Annotated in this window: 27 protein-coding genes and 1 pseudogene; 25 read left to right on the top strand and 3 right to left on the bottom strand. The window is 41.2% G+C overall.

Annotated elements, in window-relative coordinates:
- The first annotated feature begins 30 nt into the window (after positions 1 to 30).
- The 21 genes from AM500_RS21400 (at position 31) to AM500_RS21305 (ending at position 15036) form a co-directional block, all read left to right on the top strand.
- Positions 31 to 1251 carry a phage major capsid protein gene (locus AM500_RS21400; RefSeq protein WP_053601048.1) on the top strand — a complete coding sequence of 407 codons (1221 nt, stop codon included), beginning with the start codon at positions 31 to 33 and terminating at the stop codon, positions 1249 to 1251.
- 16 nt (positions 1252 to 1267) lie between these two features.
- Positions 1268 to 1552, top strand: coding sequence for a hypothetical protein (locus AM500_RS21395; protein ID WP_053601047.1), 285 nt, complete (start codon positions 1268 to 1270; stop codon positions 1550 to 1552).
- Positions 1545 to 1865, top strand: coding sequence for a head-tail connector protein (locus AM500_RS21390; RefSeq protein WP_053601046.1), 321 nt, complete (start codon positions 1545 to 1547; stop codon positions 1863 to 1865). Before AM500_RS21395 ends, AM500_RS21390 begins: the two co-directional genes overlap by 8 nt.
- Position 1866: 1 nt before the next feature.
- A complete protein-coding gene (locus AM500_RS21385; RefSeq protein ID WP_053601045.1) occupies positions 1867 to 2196 on the top strand; it encodes a phage head closure protein in 330 nt (109 codons plus the stop codon).
- Entirely contained in the window at positions 2196 to 2636 is a 441-nt protein-coding gene (locus AM500_RS21380) for an HK97-gp10 family putative phage morphogenesis protein (RefSeq protein ID WP_053601044.1), read from the top strand. Before AM500_RS21385 ends, AM500_RS21380 begins: the two co-directional genes overlap by 1 nt.
- A gap of 5 nt (positions 2637 to 2641) precedes the next feature.
- Positions 2642 to 3022 carry a DUF3168 domain-containing protein gene (locus AM500_RS21375; RefSeq protein WP_053601043.1) on the top strand — a complete coding sequence of 127 codons (381 nt, stop codon included), beginning with the start codon at positions 2642 to 2644 and terminating at the stop codon, positions 3020 to 3022.
- Positions 3023 to 3033: 11 nt separating this feature from the next.
- On the top strand, positions 3034 to 3732 hold the full coding sequence (locus tag AM500_RS21370) for a phage tail tube protein (protein ID WP_053601042.1): 699 nt from the start codon (positions 3034 to 3036) through the stop codon (positions 3730 to 3732).
- A 45-nt stretch (positions 3733 to 3777) separates the two neighbouring features.
- Positions 3778 to 4137 carry a hypothetical protein gene (locus AM500_RS21365; protein WP_053601041.1) on the top strand — a complete coding sequence of 120 codons (360 nt, stop codon included), beginning with the start codon at positions 3778 to 3780 and terminating at the stop codon, positions 4135 to 4137.
- A gap of 68 nt (positions 4138 to 4205) precedes the next feature.
- A complete protein-coding gene (locus AM500_RS21360; RefSeq protein ID WP_053601040.1) occupies positions 4206 to 4475 on the top strand; it encodes a hypothetical protein in 270 nt (89 codons plus the stop codon).
- A gap of 55 nt (positions 4476 to 4530) precedes the next feature.
- A complete protein-coding gene (locus AM500_RS25225; RefSeq protein WP_082347330.1) occupies positions 4531 to 7302 on the top strand; it encodes a phage tail protein in 2772 nt (923 codons plus the stop codon).
- A gap of 12 nt (positions 7303 to 7314) precedes the next feature.
- The gene (locus tag AM500_RS21350) at positions 7315 to 7665 is read left to right on the top strand and encodes a DUF6711 family protein (protein ID WP_231688063.1); all 351 of its coding nucleotides are present in this window, start codon (positions 7315 to 7317) and stop codon (positions 7663 to 7665) included.
- Positions 7666 to 7675: 10 nt separating this feature from the next.
- Positions 7676 to 8848, top strand: coding sequence for a hypothetical protein (locus AM500_RS21345; protein WP_053601039.1), 1173 nt, complete (start codon positions 7676 to 7678; stop codon positions 8846 to 8848).
- Complete coding sequence (locus AM500_RS21340; RefSeq protein ID WP_053601038.1) at positions 8848 to 9657, top strand: hypothetical protein; 810 nt, start codon at positions 8848 to 8850, stop codon at positions 9655 to 9657. Before AM500_RS21345 ends, AM500_RS21340 begins: the two co-directional genes overlap by 1 nt.
- Positions 9658 to 9681: 24 nt before the next feature.
- Entirely contained in the window at positions 9682 to 10200 is a 519-nt protein-coding gene (locus AM500_RS21335; protein ID WP_053601037.1) for a hypothetical protein, read from the top strand.
- On the top strand, positions 10200 to 10337 hold the full coding sequence (locus AM500_RS25650; RefSeq protein ID WP_156319871.1) for a hypothetical protein: 138 nt from the start codon (positions 10200 to 10202) through the stop codon (positions 10335 to 10337). Before AM500_RS21335 ends, AM500_RS25650 begins: the two co-directional genes overlap by 1 nt.
- 74 nt (positions 10338 to 10411) lie before the next feature.
- Positions 10412 to 10984, top strand: coding sequence for a hypothetical protein (locus AM500_RS21330; protein ID WP_053601036.1), 573 nt, complete (start codon positions 10412 to 10414; stop codon positions 10982 to 10984).
- Positions 10985 to 11131: 147 nt separating this feature from the next.
- On the top strand, positions 11132 to 11905 hold the full coding sequence (locus AM500_RS21325; protein ID WP_053601035.1) for a hypothetical protein: 774 nt from the start codon (positions 11132 to 11134) through the stop codon (positions 11903 to 11905).
- Positions 11906 to 11960: 55 nt separating this feature from the next.
- On the top strand, positions 11961 to 12488 hold the full coding sequence (locus AM500_RS21320; RefSeq protein WP_053601034.1) for a phage holin family protein: 528 nt from the start codon (positions 11961 to 11963) through the stop codon (positions 12486 to 12488).
- Positions 12488 to 13198, top strand: a complete 711-nt coding sequence (locus AM500_RS21315) for an N-acetylmuramoyl-L-alanine amidase (RefSeq protein ID WP_053601033.1) — start codon at positions 12488 to 12490, stop codon at positions 13196 to 13198. Before AM500_RS21320 ends, AM500_RS21315 begins: the two co-directional genes overlap by 1 nt.
- Positions 13199 to 13418: 220 nt before the next feature.
- The gene (locus AM500_RS21310) at positions 13419 to 14435 is read left to right on the top strand and encodes a hypothetical protein (RefSeq protein ID WP_053601032.1); all 1017 of its coding nucleotides are present in this window, start codon (positions 13419 to 13421) and stop codon (positions 14433 to 14435) included.
- Complete coding sequence (locus AM500_RS21305) at positions 14404 to 15036, top strand: hypothetical protein (RefSeq protein WP_053601031.1); 633 nt, start codon at positions 14404 to 14406, stop codon at positions 15034 to 15036. The genes AM500_RS21310 and AM500_RS21305 overlap by 32 nt, the downstream gene beginning before the upstream one ends.
- Positions 15037 to 15086: 50 nt before the next feature.
- Here the strand turns inward: AM500_RS21305 and AM500_RS21300 are convergent, their stop codons facing one another.
- From AM500_RS21300 to AM500_RS21290, 3 genes are read right to left on the bottom strand one after another with little or no spacing between them, the layout of a single operon-like run.
- Positions 15087 to 15347 (bottom strand): hypothetical protein, encoded by a 261-nt coding sequence (locus AM500_RS21300; protein WP_053601030.1) that lies wholly within the window; start codon positions 15345 to 15347, stop codon positions 15087 to 15089.
- Positions 15348 to 15367: 20 nt separating this feature from the next.
- The gene (locus AM500_RS21295) at positions 15368 to 15916 is read right to left on the bottom strand and encodes a hypothetical protein (RefSeq protein WP_053601029.1); all 549 of its coding nucleotides are present in this window, start codon (positions 15914 to 15916) and stop codon (positions 15368 to 15370) included.
- Positions 15913 to 16119 (bottom strand): helix-turn-helix transcriptional regulator, encoded by a 207-nt coding sequence (locus tag AM500_RS21290; protein ID WP_053601028.1) that lies wholly within the window; start codon positions 16117 to 16119, stop codon positions 15913 to 15915. Before AM500_RS21290 ends, AM500_RS21295 begins: the two co-directional genes overlap by 4 nt.
- A 383-nt stretch (positions 16120 to 16502) precedes the next feature.
- On the opposite strand from AM500_RS21290, the gene AM500_RS21285 reads away from it, so the two are divergent.
- The 4 genes and pseudogenes from AM500_RS21285 to AM500_RS25645 all read left to right on the top strand — a co-directional run.
- A complete protein-coding gene (locus AM500_RS21285; RefSeq protein ID WP_053601027.1) occupies positions 16503 to 16694 on the top strand; it encodes a hypothetical protein in 192 nt (63 codons plus the stop codon).
- A complete protein-coding gene (locus AM500_RS21280) occupies positions 16691 to 17851 on the top strand; it encodes an FtsK/SpoIIIE domain-containing protein (protein WP_053601026.1) in 1161 nt (386 codons plus the stop codon). Before AM500_RS21285 ends, AM500_RS21280 begins: the two co-directional genes overlap by 4 nt.
- Positions 17851 to 18504, top strand: a complete 654-nt coding sequence (locus tag AM500_RS21275) for a hypothetical protein (RefSeq protein ID WP_231688062.1) — start codon at positions 17851 to 17853, stop codon at positions 18502 to 18504. The genes AM500_RS21280 and AM500_RS21275 overlap by 1 nt, the downstream gene beginning before the upstream one ends.
- A 45-nt stretch (positions 18505 to 18549) precedes the next feature.
- Positions 18550 to 18699 (top strand): annotated as a pseudogene (locus AM500_RS25645) (sporulation protein YhbH); the annotation flags it as partial.
- Positions 18700 to 18751 lie beyond the last annotated feature (52 nt).

The raw sequence follows: 18751 nt of genomic DNA, 5'->3' as shown, positions 1-18751 counted from the left end.
TTATTTTAAAATACTGGAGGTAACAACCTTATGAAACCAGCAATTCGTGAAATGCGTCAAAAGCGTGCAAATCTGATTAATCAGGCCCGTGCTGCTCTTGAAACAGCAAAGGCTGAGAACAGGGATAATACTCAGGAATTTAAGGATCAATGGAAAAAGTATATTGATGAGGCTGAGGAGCTTCGCGGCAAAATCGAAATGGAAGAGCAGCTTTCTCAAATGGAAGGGGAAACTCGCGGCCAAGAGCCTCCATTACCAACTCCAGCTGTTCCAGGGAACGAGAAGAGGCACTTTACTGAAACTGATGAGTACCGATCTGCCTTCGACAAATATCTTTCTAACGGTCACCAGGCAAACTTCACACCTGAAGAATCCCGGGCCCTGCAAGCTGGCGTTGATGCAGACGGTGGATTTACTGTCGTACCAATGCAGTTTGTTAAACAACTACTAAAAAATCTTGATAGCATGGTCTTTATTCGCCAATTGGCTTTCGTTCAGCCATTGACGTCTGCAGCTTCTCTTGGCGTACCTACACTTGCTCAGGACGCTACTGATGCGGATTGGACAACTGAACTTGCAACAGGTAATGAAACAGACTTGAAATTTGGAAAGCGTGAATTCAAACCAAATCCACTGGCTAAGCGGGTTAAGGTGTCAAATAAACTTTTGCGTGCCTCTGCACTTCCAATCGAAGCGATTGTACGTGAAAGACTTGCTTATAAATTTGCGGTTGCCCAGGAAAAAGCATTCCTTACTGGTGACGGTGTAGGTAAGCCTCTTGGAATCTTCACTGCAAGCGCTAATGGTGTACCGACTACTAGGGACATCGCTAACGGAAATTCTGCAAATGCTGTCACATACGACGGTCTCTTGGCTGCTAAATTTGCACTTAAACAGGGATATCACGGAAAAGCGCAGTGGGTCTTCCATCCGGATGCAATCCTGCAGTTGCTCAAAATTAAGGACGGAGATGGCCGTTATATGATTGATCCAAACGGACCAAACCCAGACAAGCTTCTCAATTTCAAATACAACGCTTCCGATTTCGCTCCTAATACTTTTACAACTGGCCAGTATGTTGGTGCTCTCGCAGATTTCTCCAACTACTGGATTGCGGATGCACTTGACATGCAAATCCAACGTCTGGTGGAGCTTTATGCCGAGTCAAACCAAACAGGCTTTATTGGGCGTCTGGAGACAGATGGAGCGCCTGCTCTCGCTGAAGGATTTGTCCGTGTGAAATTAGGATAAAGAAAGGGTGTTCCGATTGAAAATCAAGATGCTCAAAACCTCTGCTTCACCGGCAGGGGTTTTTGAAACTGATAAGGAATACGAAGTTGGCGAAACAATGGACCGGGAAGAGGCAGAGGTTCTTGTCGAGGTAGGATCTGCAATCGTCGTTGAGACTACACAGGATATTGAAAACGACGAAATTGAGGCTCCTATTGTGGGATTAAAGCATTTGGGTGGTGGCTGGTATCTACTTCCTAACGGAGAGAAGGTCCAGGGTAAGGAAGAGGCTGAGGAAGCTCTCGCGAACTTAAATGGGTGAGTTGATTACTCTGGAAGATGCAAAAAGCTACCTGAGAGATACCCCACCTGAAGATGATAAATTCATTAAGGATCTGCTCATAAAAGCTGCAAGAAGTTTCTGTGAAACTAAGCTGAAGCGGCCCTTACTCGCGGAAAAAATGACTGACGAAACCAGGTGGGACATCCCCGAAGAAGTAATCGTGGCAATGTACATGCTAATTGCTCATTGGTATGAAAATCGTGGGGTACTCGGCAGGGTTGAAGGAGAAATTGCGTTTTCTGTGAATGCGCTCATCGGCCCGTATAAATTCCATTCGTTTGGAGGCAGCTAAAATGAATCCAGGTCAATTAAATAAGCGAGTCACTTTTTTAAAGCTGTCCGACAAACGGAATGGTTACGGGGAAGTGGTTAAAGGAGCCGATAACTGGAAGAAAGTTGCTACCGTCTGGGCCAATGTAAAGCCGTTGCGAGGACGGGAACTCTATAGCGCACTTCAGACTCATTCAGAGGCCACCACAAAGGTCACTATTCGGTACAGAAAAGATATCGATGCGACGATGAAAATCCAGTATGGCACTAAAGAACTCCAATTGGTAACCCCGCCAATTAACATAGACGAGAAGAATCGATTCCTGGAACTTGTCTGCAAGGAAGTAATGTGATGGCTCGCCGTTCGGAAATCAAAGGCATGCGGGAGCTTGAAAAAACACTCAAAACTCTCGAGAGATTGCCCCAAAAGTGCGTCACGAAGGCAGCTAGAAAAGGTGGAACAATTGCCTTGAGGGCTGCCAAAAAGAACGCCCCTGTTGATTCGGGAAACCTCAAGAAGGGTCTTGTTTTAAAAGGTGAACGAGCAAAGATAAAGGGCAAGAAAGTCTACCAGGTGACGTTGGACAAGAGTATGAACGATGTCTTTGTAAAAGAGTCATCCACTGGCAATCGTTCATACTACCCTGCTTCCCAGGAGTATGGTTGGATGGATCAGTATGGCAAGTATACTCCCGGATTCAGGTATATGAGAAAATCCCTTGATGACAATAACGAAAAAATTGAGGAAACCGTTGTTGAGGTTTTAACAAAGGAAATTGATAAATTGGAGTGATTAATGTGAACTTTGAGGAGGCATTGACTGCGGAATTGTCTTCTTTGCCAGGACTGGCGGATAAGGTGTACCCCTTAAATGCTCCTGAGGGGACACCGGCTCCATATATAATTTATGTATCATCTGAAGGACTCCAGGACAAGAGTTTGAAGGGCTACCATTCCAGCAAGGAGGTACCTTGCGAGATTAATATCTTTACAGATTCGTATGCGGGGCTAAAGGATCTTACTCAGCAAGTCATAACAAAGTTAGTATCATTCCAGAGCCGGAACATTGGTCACTCCGGCCCTTTTATTCAAAACTTTACTTACGAAAAGCCGGTAGAACTATATGAAAATCAGGTATCGCTTTACCGGTGTTTGATTGAAGGTATATTTAAATTTTAGGAGGTAATAGAATGTTTGCTGCAATGGGAACGAAGCTGTTAGTTAATGCTAATAGCGTGGCCGACCTGACATCCATTGGCGGACTTGATTTGTCTGCCGACACACTAGAAACAACCACTTTGGATAGTGTTGATGGTTTTCGCACTTTCATGCAGGGCCTAAAGGATGCAGGAGAAGCTTCTTTATCGGGTTTTTTCAATCCCGGCGATACAAATGGGCAGGTCGCCCTTTATAACGCTTATATGAATGGAACGATGCTCCCTTTCACTATCCTTTTTCCTTTTGGCGCTGCCTGGACCTTTAATGGAATTGTAACAGGCGTCAGCACTGGAGCTGAAATGGAAGACGGTGTCAGCTTTGAAGCGACTGTAAAAGTCAGTGGAAAACCGAGCCTTGGACTTACGCCTTCAGCTGGGCTTTCTGCACTAGCGTTAGCTGGAACGGGCGGGGCTTTGACACCTGCATTCAATAACGGCAATTACCTGTATGCTTTTAGTGGTGTCACTGCTGCCAGCGTTACAGTAACGGCCACCGGAGCAGGCCAAAACATCGATTTGTTTGTTGACGGGGTATTTGCTCAAAAGCTTAATAGTGGAGTGGCATCAGCTGCGATTGCTATGACAATCGGCTCAAAGAAATTAACAATCGTTGCTAACGAGTCGAATAAAGCTCCAAAAGTATATGAAGTTGTAGTAGTCAAAACTGCTTAAGACTAGAGAGTTTTCTCTAGTCTTTTTCTATTAGGAGGAAATGAAATGCCGGATAAAAACGATAAAAACGATGTTGTCATTATTAATTTGGATCGTCCAAGGGAAGTCCGTTTTGGCCATAAGGCCTTGAAAAAAATGATGGCTGTAACAGGTCAGAATCTCGAAAACTTTGAATTTGAAGGTACAGACCTAGGAGAACTAGAAAAAATCATGCTCATTGGTTTGGAGTACGATGCAAGACGGCATAACGAGGTCCTGAAACTCGAGGACATGGAGGATCTACTCGACCAGGCACCAAGTTTCTCTGAAATCATGCAAAAGATGCAGCAAGCATTTGAAGCGGCATTCGGCACTGTCGAGGTTGATGAAAAAAACGATCAGAGGATTGCGGAGAAGAGCCAGTAACGTGGAGCTGGGAAGAGTCCTTAAAATCTGCAATCCATTTGGGCATAAGCATCTCGGAGTATAACGAGATGACCCCTTACGAATTGAGCATCTCTATCAAGGTGTTTAATGAAAAACAAAAACTTGAAAGCGAAATACGCAAACATGAAATTGAAAATCAACTTACTGTTGCATATTTCAATGCACGTTGGCAGCGGGTCGGCAAATTATCAATTAAAGATTTAACTGAGGTACTTAAAAAGCTCAACGGTGAAGATAAACCAAAACGAATGACACCTGAAGAAATGCTGAATGAAGTTAAGAAACTTAACGCTGCTTTTGGTGGCACTGTTTATTAGGAGTTCATATCATAGGGGCTCCTTTTATTTTGTTTTCAAGAGGAGGTGAAGGTAAATGGCAATTGTAAGAAACTTTATGGTACGGGCTGGTGCTGATTTCAGCGGTCTCCAAAAAGGTATGCAAAAAGCACAATCTCAAGTTAGAAACTTTGGTAACTCTATTAATCAGTCAATGAGTAAAATTAGTACCGTTTTAGCTGGAATAGGAGTAACACTTGGTATTGGCTCTGCTGTTAAAGATGCCATGCTTTTTGAAACTAGCTTGAACCAAATTAACAGAATTATGGGCGAGAGTGCTGGTGAATTCAATAAATGGGCACAAACAACAGGGGCGGCTTTTGGCTACTCTAAGCTTGAAGCGGTAAAAGCGGGTGCCACTTATGGCAATTTACTTAGTACCTTTTCTTCTGGAGCAGACGATACCCGAAAGAAAACAGAAGAATTGATGAAGGCTACAGCGGTCGTAAGCTCTGCTACAGGCCGAACTATGGAAGATACATTCGAGCGCATCCGAAGCGGTTTGCTAGGCAATACGGAGGCTATTGAGGACTTAGGTATTAATGTGAACGTAGCAATGATTGAATCCACCAATGCCTTCAAACAGTTTGCCAACGGAGCATCCTGGCAGCAGTTAAATTTCCAAACCCAACAGCAAATTAGGTATATGGCCATACTCGAACAAGCTACTCAAAAATACGGTACAACTGTTGCTGATAGTACATCCGTCCGAATGGGTACTTTTGTCCAATCGCTAAACAACGTTAAATTGGCATTAGGCCAAGCATTTCTCCCAATATTAAACGTAGCCTTACCAGTATTAACTGTTTTGGCAAATAAAGTGGCAGCCGTAATGGGTGTAGTTGCACAATTTGTTAGAGCTCTAATCGGCAAAAAAGGTGATATACCTCAGCAAACTGGTGTAATAAACAATCAAACTGCTGCCGTTAATAATCTTGGTGCTGCCCATGAAAATGCAGGTAAAAAAGCAACGAACGCTGGAAAAGCTGCAAAGAAAGCGGCAAAGGAAGCTAAGAAAGCTAGTCTAGGTGTAGCTGGCTTCGACGAAATCAACCAATTAGCTGATCCTTCAAGCGGTGCGGCATCTTCTCCTGACAGTGGAGGTGGTGGAGCAGAGGGAATCGGTGGTTCTGTCGTTGGAGGAGGTATCCCGATACCTGCTATGGATACCGGTCAATCAGAAGGAGCGCTGTCAAAAGTCAGTAATAAAGTAAAGGAATTTGCGGATAAGGTGAAAAAGTTCTTTGCTCCTTTAGGCAAAGTCTTCAAACAAGTTTATAAAGCAATTAAAGAATATCTCCAAGACAAGATTGAATATATCGCTAAGTTTTGGAAGGAAAACGGCAAGCAAATGGGCCAAGCATGGCGAAACCTTATGAAGATTCTTAAACCGGTTTTCAAATGGATTGTAAAAACAATTTGGGGCAATATCAAAGGGGCCATTGACGGCCTAATTGACGTTGTTCTTGGTTTGCTCAAAATTTTCACAGGAGTCTTTACCGGCGATTGGAAAAAGGCCTGGCAAGGCGCAAAGCAGCTTGTAGTAGGCGCCGTCAAGGCGATCTGGAATATTGCAAACCTTATCTTAATCGGAAAAGTCCTAGGTGGAATTAAAGCATTCGGCCCTAAAATTGTTTCTTTGTTTAGAGACTCCTGGAAAAGCATAGGCAAGTTTTGGGATGACGGATTAAAAGCTATAAGCAAGAACACCACGACGTCTTTTAAAAATATATGGATTTACATCAAGGGTACATTCGATGATTGGGTTAAATCCTTCAAGACCTATTCGGGGAAATTTTGGACTGCAATCACGAACAGTTTCAAATCAGTCCAATCCTGGTTCAAAACTAATGTGACTGACAAAATTACCACAGTCTTTACTAATGCAAAAAGTGGTATTGCCAAAAAAGCTGATGATATTTGGGCTACAATCAAAGGCAAATTTATGACAGTTTATAACTGGTTTAAAACAAACGTTGCTGATAAGATAGCCACTTCTATTCATAATGCCAAAACAGCAATAGCTGGTAAGGCGGGGGAAGTTTGGATTGCAATAAAAAATAAGTTTACCGGAATATATAACTGGTTCAGAGACAATGTAGCTTACAAAATCCGGGACTCCATTCATAATGCAAAGACATCAATTGCAGGCAAGGCTGGAGAAGTATGGATAGCAATAAAAAATAAGTTTAACGGAATATACAACTGGTTTAGGGACAACGTAGCTTACAAAATTCGTGATGCAATCGGTAATTCCAAGAATGCAATAGGCGGGAAAGCCTCTGAAATCTGGTCTACCATTAAAGGCAAATTTACTGGGGTTTACGACTGGTTTAAAAAGAATGTCGTTGATAAGATTTCTTCTGCCTTTGACAAAATTCGAACCAGCTTTACTAACGGCCTTGCTGATGGTGTGAAAACACTTTTGAACAAACTTATTGACGGAATCAATAAACCAATCAAAAGCCTGAAAAACTTCTCTGTGCCGGGATTTGGCCAACCATTTAGCAATCTCCCTGAAATTCCGAAGCTTGCTAAAGGCGGCATCACAAACGGCCCGACACTTGCTCTAATCGGTGATAACCCAGGCGGTAAAGAGGTCGTATCGCCACTCGATAAGCTGCAGGATATCATTGCAGGGGCGGTCGGTAACGCTGTTATTCAAGCCAACCAGGGTAGCAGATCCAGCGGCACTGGTGGTGATATTATTTTGCAACTTGATGGCAGGACATTCGGACGCATTATCAAGCCGTATATTGACAAAGAAAACCAACGGGTTGGAACGAATGTAAGGTTGAAACCGATTTAGGGGGGCGGGTAAATGGCACTGATCAGCATCAGCGGGGTGGCTTTACCCACTCCATCTGAATATGACGTGGGCATTATTGATTTAAGTAAAGCAGAGCGAAATGCCAAGGGAACGATGATTATTGAACGGATTGCCACTAAAAGAAAGCTTGAGGTTGGATGGGCTTTTTTAACGGGGGCAGAGTATAGCAGAATCCTTAACTTGGTGGACCCCGTATTCTTTTCTGTTACCTACTTCGACCCTAAAGCAAACGGAATGAAAACAGGAACTTTTTATTCTGGGGATCGCCAGGCACCGATGTTAATTTTTAAAAACGGACAGGCTGAATGGAAAGATATCAAATTCAGCTTGATAGAAAAGTAGGTGCATAGACTTGTTGAACGTTAGTAAGAAATTTAAGGACTCTGTCTATGCGCCTGTTCGCCAAATAAACGCCAGGATATTCTTCACTCTTTATGGAGTCACAAAAGAGTATAGTGATGAAACTATCATAAGCTTCAACCTTCTTGAAGAAATGAGCACCATCAATGAGACATTACCCACAAATGAATTGCGGGTCACCCTTGATAATACTGGTGCAGAGTTTGACATCTTAACTCTTGCCAAAATGAACGAAATTATCGCAAGCCGGCCAGAAATTAGATTGGAACTTGGTTTAGTTATGGAAGAAATATCAGATCCAATTTTCATAGGCTTTCCAATAGAACAGCATTCCTTTATAGAATGGGTGCCGATGGGAATTTATTATCTTTCCGAGTGGAAAAACGAGACTGCAGCAATGAGCATTTCTTTAATTGGCCAAGATTGCTTCAACATGTTAGCGCAAATCAGCTATAACAATACAGCCGCAAGTAATCTTTATAATTTAGCAGTTGATGTCCTCCAGAAAGCAGGCATTACCAAGTTTTCAGTGGATGACAGCCTAAAAAGAATATCGTCACCGGGATTTAAAGGAAGACTCAACTCGAGGGAGGCCTTGCAACACATCGGGATTGCGGGGAAAGCAGCCGTATACCAGGACAGGACGGGAACAGTAATTATTAAGCCATTTACAGCCCTGGACGCGAGTAGCAACTATCTGAATTACTGTGGGCAATCCTATTATTTTGGTGGGGCATATCCATTGGTTACAAACGGTTTTGGAATGAAGAACATTGAATATGATCAAATGTTCGAAGAACCCGAAATCAGTTTAGATAAGTCCATCTATGAGGTTGTAGTAAAGGTGTATGAATCTACCGGCGAGCGCGAAGTTGTAGTCGTAAATACAAGTATTAAAGGAACCAATGGCGATTCGTTTGCTATCGCTAACCCGTTAATCACCACAGAGTCCCATGCAAGGGATGTGGCAAATTGGATTATAACCGAAAGTAATTACAACGCCATCTACAAAACAATCTGGCGGCAAAATCCTATATTAGAATGCGCTGATGTCATTCTGGTTGAGGATAGCTTCGAAGCTAAGAAACAGACACGGATATTTAGACAGGAATTCTCGTATGAGGGCTACTTGAATGGCGTAACAGAAAGCCGAGGTGGAATTTAGTGCCTTATAATAAAACACTCTGGAAAGACAGAGTTGTTGAAAAACCTATGACCTATACTATGCGGACTAATGCCGATGGTACGATCACCCTGGTCCCAGCTGAGGGCCAAATCCTTGAAGTTGGTACTCCACTAACTGCGGTTAACTTGAACAATTTGGAGAAGCAGTACGAAGAGGTTTTGGCATGGGTAAGAGAGAATGCTCAAATGGTCAAGCTGTCTGCAGACACCGGACTGAGAACAAAATTAGCTGCAGGCTTTGACATATTAACGCTTGGTGTCGGTTTTTATTACGGTGCAAGTCTAAATATACCTTCGCACCCGATTCCAGGTAGTACAGCTTGGTACAACATTGATGTAACTCAGTCAGAGCAGGGCATGAAGCAGTTCAGATTACAGAGGAATGCCGACGGCCGGACGTGGATCGGGACTGTTCATTCCGACAATGTTTTTAGAGGGTGGTATGAGGTTGTTACGGACTCTCCCCTGATTTGGACAAACCTATCATTGCAAAACGGGTGGGTTGCAGGCCTTACAACTCCACAATACTCAATAATTGGCAATGAGGTTGTTTTTCGCGGGCGGATAAAGAACGGGCAATTCGGTGGGGCCAGTTACCTACCAGCCTTTACGATGCCATCCATCGTTAAGCCTACAACAAGTCATGCCTTATTAATCGCTGGATACATTAACAACCATTGGGCTCGAGTTTACTTGTTTGATGATGGAAAAATCTCTGTTATCACAACAGCGACAGGGGCCACAGACAACGAGCTTGATCTCGCAGGCTTAAGATATTGCTACAAGTAATTAATAGATTAGGAGGTTAGATGAATGGGCTTTTTTGATAAGTTCGTAAAACGTAACACCGAAGGCATTGCAGTCCCCCAGTATTTCAACAAGACAGCTGACGACTACGAACCTGTAGAAGGCGCAAACGGCGCGATGAATGTCGCGCTAACAGGGAGGAAAGTAAGACTTCAAAAGGCAAGAGCAACAATGACAGCGGTTATTAATTCTAATTCCGCTGCATCAGTTACTATATCCCCTACGCCGGGGTATTTAGGACGGCTCAAGTATATTGGTGCTTATTCCCCACCTATTGCAGGTTCAACAGGTTCTCATTTTATTGTTGTTGGTATAGGGGCTGTTACCTATGGAGCGGAACAACTAGCTTTCACTACAGCAGGTGGAACAACAGCTTTGACATTAAAATATGAGTCACCCGGAGGTATTATATTCGATTCTGCGAATCCATTGTTGATTGTTTTTCAAAATTTCACAAACTTAAATACCGATGGAGTTACAGCCAGAATGTATACAGTCATATATGAAGAGGAGGCGATTATCTAATGCAAGTGGGCGACTTCTATACAGTTGAAATGTGGAACCCATTAACAGAGAGTCCAATGACGTTGAAAATGAGAGTAATATCTGTAGATGGAAATACAATTGTATCTGAACAAGTATCGGAAGAAGAAGTCATTTAACGGAGTTCGTAAAAAGGTTGACAAATCTCCAATAAATAGATTGATATTAAAATATATCAATCTAGGAGGACATTATGGACAATCAATTTTTCCCAAATGATGAAGGAAAACTTAGTTTTGTAATGAGGATTTATGAGGAAGAAATAAACAACCGAAATGACTGGATTAAGGAAAATGCTATTCAGCTAGTCGAGGCATCCAAAACAAAATCAGCTTCTATTGTTATTAGCTATGCTATGTCTATCATCAATCATGCCATGCTTGTTCTTCGACTCGTCGATGAAGAGGCAATTGGAGCAAGGCAACGAAATAACGAACATGCAAAGGCGGTAGAAAGGGCCAAGATTCTTAGGGAAAGAAACCCTGAGTTTCCAGAACCACCTGAGTCATTAAGAGCTATCAGAAATGATTACGAGCATTTTGAAGCACGTCTTGACCAATGGGCTACTTCTGAAAATCCCAATATGTTTATTGATTTAAATGTAGGCAGCATGTTGATTCCACAGTCCCAAAACCAGGAGACTTTTCGGCAGCTAGAAGGGACAACATTAAAATTTTGGAACAACACTGTTGATTTGCAAGAAGTGCTTAACTGGGTTGATGGGATGAGTCAAATGGTCATTAAGAACAATCGCGAGCGATTTTAAACTTAATTTTACTTTCGGAGTTCGTTCTTTTGATTAAAGGTTAAATCTCCCAGACGGGCGTTGTATGTAAAGTAACTTATTACTAGTAAATTTGGATAATACTTCCTCCTGTGATTTGATATAATAGAATCATTGGAGGGGGTTTATTTGGATAACAATGGAGGTAAGCCTTTTATTCAAAAGGCTAAAGACATTCTTGAGTGCAGTGTAGACGGAGGGGTTTCTGTTGTATCGGAAATTTTTCTTGAAGGAGTAGTAGGGGCAGTTGTTCCTGGCTTCACAAGTTTTGTTTTAAATTATAAACAACAAAGGATGGAAGCGAACTTGCTTCGCTTATTTTATGAATTGAGTTTACGAATCGAAGAAATTGAACGAAATTACCGAGCTTTAGGGGAACGGCAGAAAAGGACAATTAAGGATTTCTTTGCTGGACTTATTTGCGATTACGTAATTGACGAACAGGAAGCAGATAAAATAGAGTATATTGCTAATGGATTTGTAAATTTGACAGCAACTGAGAACCCAGAGCCAACAACGATAATAATTTACTTAGATATTCTAAAAAATCTTCGCAAAATAGATCTCAGACTTCTCTTTCACAAGCTTCACCGGCCGCATTTTACTCACCTTGAATTAAAAGAATATCTTTTGAAAGAAGGCATTTCCGAGGATATTTATCACAGGACTAATGAGAAACTACAGCGACAAGGATTACTGGTTAGCAGCTTGGATGAGGATTATAACAAATTAGTAAAGACAGTAAATGATTTGGTTGACTATGTAAATGCGCTTGAAGATCAGCGTCGTAGGTACCTTCCAAGGAGATCTATCGGTTTTCATTCTAAGGTATGGGAAAGTGATTCATTATATATAAGTGACTTAGGGAACGATTTTATTCAATTTTTTACAAATAACAAATAGCGGAAGAGCTCTCATCTGAGGGCTCTTTTTATTTTCCAAAAAGGGAGAAATGAGAATGAGAAATTACTATGATGCTTTTGACTTGAGCAGCCTGCTGACACTGAAGAACATGGCAGCCGGCACGGTTGCAGGATTTGCAGGTTCTGTCGTCGGTAAGTTGTACGGAGGGGAGCTGCACATTTACTTTATTCTGGCGCTAATACTAGCAATCCTATTTGATTGGGCAGGCGGTATCACAGCATCTAAGAAGGATGGTTCTTATGCCAGCGCTTATGGTCTCCAAGGTGTCTTGCGAACGGCTGTCATGCTCGTTTTACCAGCCTGGGGAAGCATGCTCGATATCATCTTCCACACTCCTGCCCCAGCGTTCTTCTACGCTTTCTGGGGTGGCATCCTGTTCCATACTCTAACATCTATGACTGCCAACTTTACAAGGGCAGGTTGGGATAAGTGGATTCCGAATTGGGCTATCCAGTGGGTGGCCAGTGAGATTGAGGCAAAGATTAGACGGTCTGAGGAAAGGTCAGTAATGCCAGCTGCCGAAGAACAGGCGGCCACAGTAGAAAAGGGAGTGGATGAGTAATGGCAACTGCACTTTGGAAAGAGGATATTGTTCAAAAGAATAGGTTTTCTAGACCAGGTATATCGTTATTGTCTGTGATGGCCATTGTAGTCCATTGGACAGCTAATCCCGGGGGAAGTGACGAGGCACACGCCAATTACTTTGATGGGGAAGACGGCGGCGGTGGCAGGGCTGCATCTGCTCATCTATTTGTTGATCGCGACAGCGCATCCCTAATCGTCCCACTAAATGAAGTGGCCTATCAAGCAAATGAAAAACCTTCCAAGGTCAAGAGGCTGCTTGCTTCGGTTCCAACTTATAGGGGCGGGAATGCAAACCTTAATACAATCGGAGTGGAAATGTGCGTTGAGAAGGATGGAACTATTCATAAGGATACGGTGGCGAGGACCGTTAAGGTGGTAGCTGAGCTGTGCAAGAGGTTTAAGCTGGATCCTTCAGCTGATATTTACAGGCACTATGACATTACTGGAAAAAACTGCCCGGCTCCATGGGTAGCAAGACCTGACTTGTTCGAGCAGTTCAAGAAGGATGTTAAGGTTGCTTCGACTCCAAAGCCAACAATCAAGGCTGTATACCATGTTGTCAAAAAAGGCGAAACGGTTTCGGGAATTGCGCTGAAGTATAAAACAACCATTCAAAGAATCAAGGTCCTGAACAAACTTAAGAATATAGATTTGATTTACCCTGGGCAAAAATTAAGGGTGAAATAACCAACACAATAACCCTTCCCGGGAAGGAAGGGTTATTGTGTAATTTATGTGATATATAATTCCGTAATTTACAATATTCTACAAAACTAGTAACATTAAGATAAAAAAAGGACATGCAGTTAGACCCGCACGTCAATCGTCAAATTTAGTGTAACATATATTATTGTTAAATCCAATAATATATATTACACCTGCGGGTCTTCCTGGGAAGGAGACTCTCATGGAAACTAAACCTGTGGCAATCTTCGGATATGAATTAACCACTCCAAAATTTACAGGGAAATCGTATGATTTAGACAGATTTGACTTTGAGTGCCTAGAATTCTTCTTTAAAAGGATAATACAAGATATTCCTTTAAAAGAGCGTGCATTTAAAGAAGATAATAAAATGATAAACTTAATATCATTTAAACAATCTGAAGACGCCAATATATACGAGGGTGTTTTTATCACTGCAAGGTATGGGAAGGAACAAGAAATCATTGATATCTTCGAGCAAGTTGAAGCAGGTATTAAACCAAAAAATCACGGAGTGAAAAATGAAATCAATTTTGTTGTAGATAAAAGAACGGGTTTATTACTACTTGAGAAAGATTCAGAAAATGTTGCAAGGAAAACCTTTATCAAAAAATTCTTTAGATATCACAGAGGGCTAATCGATGATTACTTGGTAGCATTTAATAAGAAATATGATCCTGTCAAAATGCATAGGACTAATTTTTTGAAAATAAGTAGTTTACCATCAAAAACATTTTTTGAGGAGCTAAAACAGTTTTCAGTTATAAATGACGCATATTATTATCTTGATACTGACCAACTTGAGTCTAAGAGTAATGAAGCAGCTAACGTATTGTATTTGTATAATAATGCGAAACAAAATGGCATGAAAGGTATTTCTAGAGTAAAAGTTTCTTTCGAAAATACAATTCCAAAAGATTCTGTCATAGGAGTAGAGCAGTATTTTAAAAAATTATTCGAAGAGCAACATTTTGATGGTATTGGCATTCAGGGGAAAACCCACTCGGGGAGAAGTCGCACGATTGAACTTGAAAATATACAAAGAGTGTTTGACATTAAAGTTAATCACAATGAAAATGGTATGCCTTCGTTAAAGGACTTAACAGAAGGTATGGCTGAAATAATTTTAAAGGATAATCCTGTGGCATATAAAAGAAAAATTGATCAATTTGAAGGAGTGGAAATAGATGGAGATGAAAAGGAGGAAAGGATCATTTAAGGAAGAGGATGACTACAATAAACCAGGTAGAGATATTAGGGAAGTTATAAATAATTATAAGAAATACACAACCAGGACAGAATTTAATCTATTCCTTCTGATACCAATAATCGTGGCGTGCGCGATATTTGTGTATTTCTTTATATTTGAGAAATCCAATAAAGATTTAATGAACTATATAATGGATATGAATAAAGACACACTATCAGTTATTGCAATACTTGCAGGTTTTAATACCACTAGTTTATCTATTATTGCAGCGAGCAATAATAGAGTGCTGAGCTTTTTAAAGAAGCACACCGGTAGCAATGAAAATGATAATGTCTTAAAACAATTAATATCATTTTTTTCTTTTGCAATAATAATTCAACTTATTGTTTTAATTATTGGAATTGTCATATCTCTTGTTTCTAAAAGCCTAAGTGAGATTAGCATGATGTTTCCATTTCTAACTGGCTTTGTTGTTAAAATACCCCTTTCGATTTTTGGTGCTGTCTGGCTTGGGGCTGTGTTGTTTACCATAATGATTTCAATCCGGAATGCCACTTTGTTATATAGATATGTTATTTTTATTGCAGATTATAATGATGAGGATGTTTAAAGTCCCTCTAATACCTGAGGGACTTTAAACATTATGAGCTTCATTTTTCCCTAAAAAGGCAAATTATCAGTTGGGATTACATCCAGCTGGAGAACGGCCTTTGTAATATGGTGTTCACCATCAACGGTCACTCTTACCACGGTAAAGTTTGATATCTCTTTCCGAAGCTTGCGGATCCACTCATGGGCCACTTGTTCAGGCTTACGGCCTCTAAGCGGGAAGTTACCTTTTCTTTCCGCATTTTGTTCCCACACCGAGCCTGGATTGGATATATAATCAATTTTTATGAGTACGTTTCTGTAGTTACTCATGGTGTTGTACTCCCAAATCTTTATTCACTTCCAGTTAAACTGAGTGTGCTTAAGTCAATGTCATTCAGTGTTTTATCAAAGGCAGGGTCAACAATTAAGGTGAACGGTTGACCTGCCCTCACATTGTCAGCAGTTTGCGAATAATTTTCGCCGTCGCCTTCCGTCCAAGCTAGTTGGAAAAACTGAAAATCGTGGTCAAACTTGTTCACCATTTTATACTCAATTACCTTTTGCCCTTCATCATTGGTTGCCTCTTTGGTTTCGGCACCTTTTAAAATTTCCTCATAGGTTGCCAATTTTTTAGCTTCTAACTCCTTCTGATATTCTTCAAGTTGCGATATTTCTTCTGGTTTTAACTTTGCAACTTCCGCAATGTACCATTCCATACCATGCTTTCCAGCCTCTTTCACAAATTCCTCTGGGTTGAAATCTTGACTTTTACCTTCAGTTTGTTCTTGGCCGGCTTTCGGCTTTTCTTCAGCTGCAGCTTGCTCTGGATTTTCCTTCGAACATCCTGCAAAAATTAGTGACGATAAAATAATACCAGTAACCATTAGTTTTTTACTCACTTCTCATTTTCCTTCCTTTTGACTAACTGATCTAGCTGGATATGTAAGGCCTGAGCAATAACGACTGCCTGATCTAGCTTTGGCTGTGACTTATTTTGCCGCCAGCTGGAGTACGTTTGCTCCGACACCTTACAGAGTTTAGCAAGATGCTTATTCTTTAGACCTTTTTCATTCATCCAGTAGTCGATTCTATTTTCAAACATATGTCATCCACACTCCATTATAACCATTTCTGCAAGTTGTCTTTAAATTCCTTTCAGATTAGCTTGAATAAAAATTAAAGAAATTTTGAATGGACAGGCAAACGGGACCACGCCTAGGCATAGGCTATTAACACGAAAGCCACACAGTTGCAAAACGGTAGCAAATAAGTTGCGGAAGGAGGTTAACTGTTACGCAAGTGTTTTTAAAAAGATTTTCAACTATGTATTATAAGTGCACATGTACAAGAAGAAAGCCTGCCATATCAACAAAATAAAAATTTGTTAAAGAGGAAGCGAAGCGGAAGGCCTGAAGGGGGAGCGCGAATTTTCAAACAATTAGAAAACTCAATTGTTAAACAATATGAAACTAGGAGGCTATCAATATGTTATTTGGACCTGGAATTTTATTAGCAGCTGGAGGGGTGCTTGTAGTTGCATTGACTGATAGCATGGCAGATTCATTTGGATATCACTGGATAGGCAACGTATTAAAGTTTGCTATTCCACTTGCCGGGCTAGCCTGCGGAGTGTATTTTCTCGAAATGAACCCAATAACTTTAAGGTGGTTACCATGAGTTTCTGGGCAAATTTAATGGCACGTAAGAGGCTAATTAAGGCATTCCGCGCCGGAGGTATTCACCTGACTGTAGGAAGTGACGAACGCAAGATATATCCCAAAATCCACTCTATCCGTAGCACCGACCACTCCACCGAATATGTATTTACCCTTCCAACTGGTTTGAATCCCAAAACTGTGCAAAAGAACCTGTTTGCTTTCCAACAAATATTTGGCAAGAATGTCATCGTTGATGGTGAAGTTAAGAAATATGTTTTAACCGTCAATAATGACAGTCTGCCGAAGGAATTAACCTACAGCTATAAAGATATTACTCCTGCTCTTGATGGGCTAGAAATGCCAATTGTGTGCGGTAAAGACAGTGCTGGAGAGTGGATGGTCTACAATGCTATAACGGAACCGAATTGCCTTGTTTCTGGTGAGCCAGGAGCCGGTAAGAGTACGCAAGTAAGGCAGATCATTACAACACTAATCCAACACAAGTCGCCTGAGGACTTACACATTTATTTAGGCGATTTAAAGATGAGTGAATTCTTTCTGTTTAAAAGGGTGCGGCATGTTAAAAGTGTTTGTGTTTATCCGGATGATATGGCTAGGATGTTGGAATACATCCACAAGGAACTTGAACGGCGTGGGGAACTGCTAAATAAATTTAACGTCACTCATATTACCAAGCTGCCGGTAACCGAAAAGCAGCCGTTTATCCTGTTATGTATCGATGAAATTGTCATGATAATGGATGACAGGGATATGAAGAAACAGCTTGTTCAAATCGTAGCTTTAGGCAGGGCCCTGGGGATTTATTGCATACTCTCATTACAACGGCCTTCCCATGATATTTTAGATACAAAAGTCCGTGGATTATTAACTGTGAGAATGGGCTTTCGTACCACGGATTTTATGAACTCTAAGATTATAGGTACACCTGGAAGTGAGAAGATTAGCAAAGAAACCCCGGGCCGATTCCTGATTAAGCGAGATGAACTCACAGAGCTGCAAGCCCCATACCTTACGGAAGAAGAAGCAGAAAAAATACTGATGAATTATCGTGTTCCTGACTGGAAGGATATGTTCGCAAGAGGCTATAAGGTGAAGAAGGTTGCGGAAGAGTCTGTGGAACCTAAACAACTAACCGAAGAGGATGTGTTTGGCTGATGCTGACAGATAGGGATAAAGCAATCATAAAGGATTTAAATAAGTTCCGGGTGATGGATCGGGACAGTATTGCGGAGTTGCACTTCCTAGGTAAGAAAAATCCTAAGTATGCTGCCAATAATGTTTTGCTTCGCTTATTTCGGGATGGCCAGATACAGCGGAGCCAGGCTTATGTGCCATTCCTTTACTTTGGACCTGAAGTTCAAATAAAAAAGGATAGCCAGAAAATCATTCATTTCCTTTCTATCCTGAATGTATATAAAGAATTAACGCACCTGGGCGAATTAGGAACATTCTTAGTTGAACCTAAGTATGGAAGAAAAGGTGATTGTGCCGAGCCCGATATATTTTGCCAATATCGAAATACGAGTTTCTTTGTGGAGGTCCAAAGAACGGTATATAGCGAGAAGCTGATGAACGAGAAGTTAAAGAGGTATGTCGCATTATATGGCTCAGGCATAATTGCAAGGGATCCATTTCCACATATTCTTATATTGAGTGACCAGCGGTATGCGCTAGACGGAGATTATCCATTCAAGGTTTTCCAGGCTGAATCGTTTACTAAATTTGTGAATAGCCTGAGGCAGCCAGAACAACCGAAGAAAGCGATGCCGACTATTAAGCATGTTAAAGTAAAGATAAATGTGGGATGAAATAACCCAAGGGAGTAATTTGGATACCGTGTGTAGCGTTTATATTTAAATCAGTACAATAGGCATTCGACCCTGATGTCAGCCTACAAGAATATTAAGAATGAAGATTTTAGGTATTATATCCTTAAACAAAAGGCTGATGTATTTAACGCCATGAAGAGCTTTTTCACAAATGAGGAACGGAAATACGCATAACCAATGAGCCAGCCGGAGAGGGCTGGCTCAAAACTTTATCCCGAAAAAAAGT

This window comes from Bacillus sp. FJAT-18017 (assembly GCF_001278805.1).
In the GTDB taxonomy this organism is placed as follows: Bacteria; Bacillota; Bacilli; order Bacillales; family Cytobacillaceae; genus Bacillus_D.
This window is presented reverse-complemented; position numbering and strand designations above follow the sequence as displayed.